Source organism: Caldimonas sp. (genome assembly GCF_046289365.1).
In the GTDB taxonomy this organism is placed as follows: Bacteria; Pseudomonadota; Gammaproteobacteria; order Burkholderiales; family Burkholderiaceae_C; genus Caldimonas.
This window is the reverse complement of the sequence record NZ_JBKBVU010000266.1, coordinates 1-3,308: the sequence shown is the minus strand read 5'-3', so window position 1 is coordinate 3,308 and position 3,308 is coordinate 1. Positions and strand designations below refer to the sequence as shown.

The following is a 3,308-nucleotide window of genomic DNA, read 5'->3' as shown; positions in this document are numbered from 1 at the left end:
GCCGACGGTGTCGCCGGCCTCGAGTGACTGGGTGGCGATCAGGCGGGACCTCAGGGTCATGGTGGGCAGCAGGCCCCAGTGGCGGGCGGTGTGGGCGGGGAAATCGGGGGACGAGCCGTAGACCATGATGCCCGGGCGCACCCAGTCGGCGCGCACCTCGGGATGCGCGCCGGCATGGCGCAGGGTGGCAGCACTGTTGCACAGCGAGCGCTCGCCCGGCAGGTCGGCGGTGGCGGCCTGGAAGGCGGCCACCTGCTGGGCGATGCCGCGGTCGCTGTCGGCGTCGGCGAAATGGGTCATCAGCGAGATCTCGTCCACCTGAGTGAGGCCGCTCAGGCGCAGCCAGGCGGTGCGCAACGCGTCGCGCTGGAAGCCCAGCCGGTTCATGCCGGAATTGAACTTGAGGAAGACGCGGTGCGGCCAGGTGGTCTTGTGGGTGGCCAGCCAGTCGATCTGCTGCTCGGTGTGCACCACGTGCCACAGATTCAGGCGCGAGCAGGCTTCCAGGTCGCGGGCCTCGAAGCAGCCTTCCAGCAGCAGGATCGGGCCGCGCCAGCCCAGGGCCCGCACGCGCTCGGCCTCGGCGATGTCGAGCAGGGCAAAGCCGTCGGCACCCTGCAGGCCGGCGTAGGCGCGCTCGATGCCGTGGCCGTAGGCGTTGGCCTTGACGATGGCCCAGACCTTGGCGTCGGGCGCGGCGGCGCGGGCGCGCTGCAGGTTGCGTGCAAGGGCGTCGGGGTGGATCAGGGCTTCGATGGGACGGGGCATGGCCGCAGGTTCCGGGGGGGGGGGGGAGGACCGGTCGATTCTGCCAGCGGCCCCGCCGCATCGGATGCGATGCTGGAGCGTTGCGGACGAAGCTTTCACGGGTTTTCCGGTCACGGCAGGGCCGCCACCGCATGCTATAAACCCGGGCGCTTCCGGCCCCGAGGAAGTGCCCGTTGCCCCCGCAGTCTCAAGGATTTCACGCAGCCCGGAAGCCGGCGCCCAGCGAGCCCAGCGAATGAAAAAAGGCTTCTACACCATCATGTCGGCGCAGTTCTTCAGCTCGCTGGCCGACAACGCCTTGTTCGTCGCGGCGGTGGAACTGCTGCGCTTGTCGGGCACCGGTGAATGGCAGCGCGCGGCCCTGGTGCCGATGTTCGCGCTGTTCTACGTGGTGCTGGCGCCTTTCGTGGGGGCGTTTGCGGACTTTTTGCCCAAGGGCAAGGTGATGTTCGTCTCCAACAGCATCAAGGTGGCGGGCTGCCTGCTGATGCTGTTCGGCACCCATCCGCTGGTGGCCTATGCCATCGTGGGCTTGGGGGCGGCGGCCTATTCACCGGCCAAGTACGGCATCCTCACCGAGCTGCTGCCGCCCTCGCAGCTGGTCAAGGCCAATGGCTGGATCGAGGGGCTGACGATCGCCTCCATCATCCTGGGGGTGTTGCTGGGCGGCCAGCTCGTCGGGCCGGTGCTGGGGAACTGGCTGCTGTCCATCGACCTGCTGCCCGCAATCGACACCGGCATCGCCAACGCGCCGGATGCGGCCATTGCCGCGATCATCTGGCTCTATGTGGTGGCGGCGGTGTTCAATCTTTTCATCCCACGCACCAGCGCCACGCTGCAGCCCTTGCCGGCCTCGCCGCTGGAGATGCTGCGCGACTTCCGCACTTGCAACCGGCGGCTGTGGCGCGACCGGCTGGGGCAGATCTCGCTGTCCACGACCACGCTGTTCTGGGGCGTCTCGGGCAACCTGCGCTATATCGTGCTGGCCTGGGCGGCCGCGGCGCTGGGCTACACCACGACGCAGGCCTCCTCGCTGGTGGGGGTGGTGGCGGTGGGCACGGCGGTGGGGGCGGTGGTGGCCTCGGTCTACATGCGCCTGGACGGGGCCACGCGGGTCATCCCGCTGGGCATCGCGATGGGGGTGCTGGTGATCGGCATGAACTTCATCGACAACGTCTGGGTGGCCGCGCCCTTCCTGATCCTGCTGGGCGGGCTGGGCGGCTTTCTGGTGGTGCCGATGAACGCGCTGCTGCAGCACCGCGGCCACAACCTGATGGGCGCGGGCCGCTCGATCGCGGTGCAGAACTTCAATGAGCAGGCCTGCATCCTGGGCCTGGGGGCTTTCTACACCGTGATGACCAAGCTGGGCCTGTCGGCGTTTGGCGCGATCACGGCCTTCGGCCTGGTGGTGGCCGGCACGATGTGGGCGATCGGTCGCTGGCATGCCTACAACTTGCGCCACCACGCCGAAGAGGTGGCGCACCTGCTGGAGATCGCGCGCAGCGACCGGCATTGATCAGCCGTCGAGCACCTCGCGCAGCTTGCGGCCGAGCTCGTCGATGCGGAAAGGCTTGCTCAGCAGGTGCACGCCGGGGTCGAGCCGGCCGTGGTGCACGATGGCATTCTCGGTGTAGCCCGACATGTACAGCACTTTCAGGCCGGGGCGCAATTGGGCGGCGACCGCTGCCACCTCCTTGCCCGAGATGCCGCCGGCCAGCACCACATCGGTGAGCAGCAGGTCGAAGTGCGGGCCGTGGCGCAACTGCTCGATCGCTTCGCGGCCGCTGCTGCACACGGTGGCCCGATAACCGAGTTTTTCCAGGCTGGCCACGGTGACCAGGCGCACGAGGTCGTCGTCCTCCACCAGCAGCACATGCTCGTGGCCCGGGGCCAGCGGGGCGCGTTCCACGCGCCGGTAGTCGGCCTCGGTGGCGGCATCGGCGCGCGGCAGGTAGAGCTTGACCGTGGTGCCGTGGCCGGGCTCGCTGTAGATCTTCACATGGCCGCCGGACTGGCGCGCGAATCCGTAGACCATCGACAGCCCCAGGCCCGAGCCCTGGCTGGCGGGCTTGGTGGTGAAGAAGGGGTCGAAGGCGCGTGCCACCACCTCCGGCGGCATGCCCGGCCCGGTGTCGGAGACGGCCACGAGCACGTACTGGCCGGGCTGGATGCCGTGGATCTCGGCATAGTCGCGCGCGACGGACATGTTGGCCGTCTCGATGGTGAGCCGGCCGCCGTCGGGCATGGCATCGCGGGCGTTGATCGCGAGATTGAGGATGGCGTTTTGCAGTTCGTTGGGGTCGACCAGGGCCTTCCACAGCCCGCTGCCGCGGACGAATTCGATGTCGATGTGCTCGCCCAGGGTGCGCCGCAGCAGCGGCTCGAAGTCGGCCAGCAGTTCGTTGATCTGGGTCTGGCGCGGATCGAGCGGCTGCTTGCGGGCGAAGGCCAGCAGCCGGTGGGTGAGGGCGGCGGCGCGCTCGCCGGCCTGGCGGATCATCGCGACGTGGGGGCGTGGGCCGTCGGGGGCGGAGGAGAGA

3 protein-coding genes are annotated in these 3,308 nt (G+C 69.2%); 1 reads left to right on the top strand and 2 read right to left on the bottom strand.

Annotation, left to right across the window (positions count from 1 at the left end):
• A partial coding sequence (alr, locus tag ACK42S_RS16690) for an alanine racemase (protein WP_409710177.1) occupies positions 1-768 on the bottom strand: 768 nt, incomplete at its 3' end.
• Positions 769-1,003: 235 nt separating this feature from the next.
• Between alr and lplT the strand changes: the two genes are divergently transcribed.
• Complete coding sequence (gene lplT, locus ACK42S_RS16685) at positions 1,004-2,284, top strand: lysophospholipid transporter LplT (RefSeq protein ID WP_409710174.1); 1,281 nt, start codon at positions 1,004-1,006, stop codon at positions 2,282-2,284.
• Here the strand turns inward: lplT and ACK42S_RS16680 are convergent.
• A partial coding sequence (locus ACK42S_RS16680; RefSeq protein WP_409710171.1) for an ATP-binding protein occupies positions 2,285-3,308 on the bottom strand: 1,024 nt, incomplete at its 5' end. It abuts the gene before it with no gap.

Coding starts and splice junctions, on each gene's coding strand:
- lplT (WP_409710174.1), top strand. CDS start 1,004: ATGAAAAAAGGCTTCTACACCATCATGTCGGCGCAGTTCTTCAGCTCG.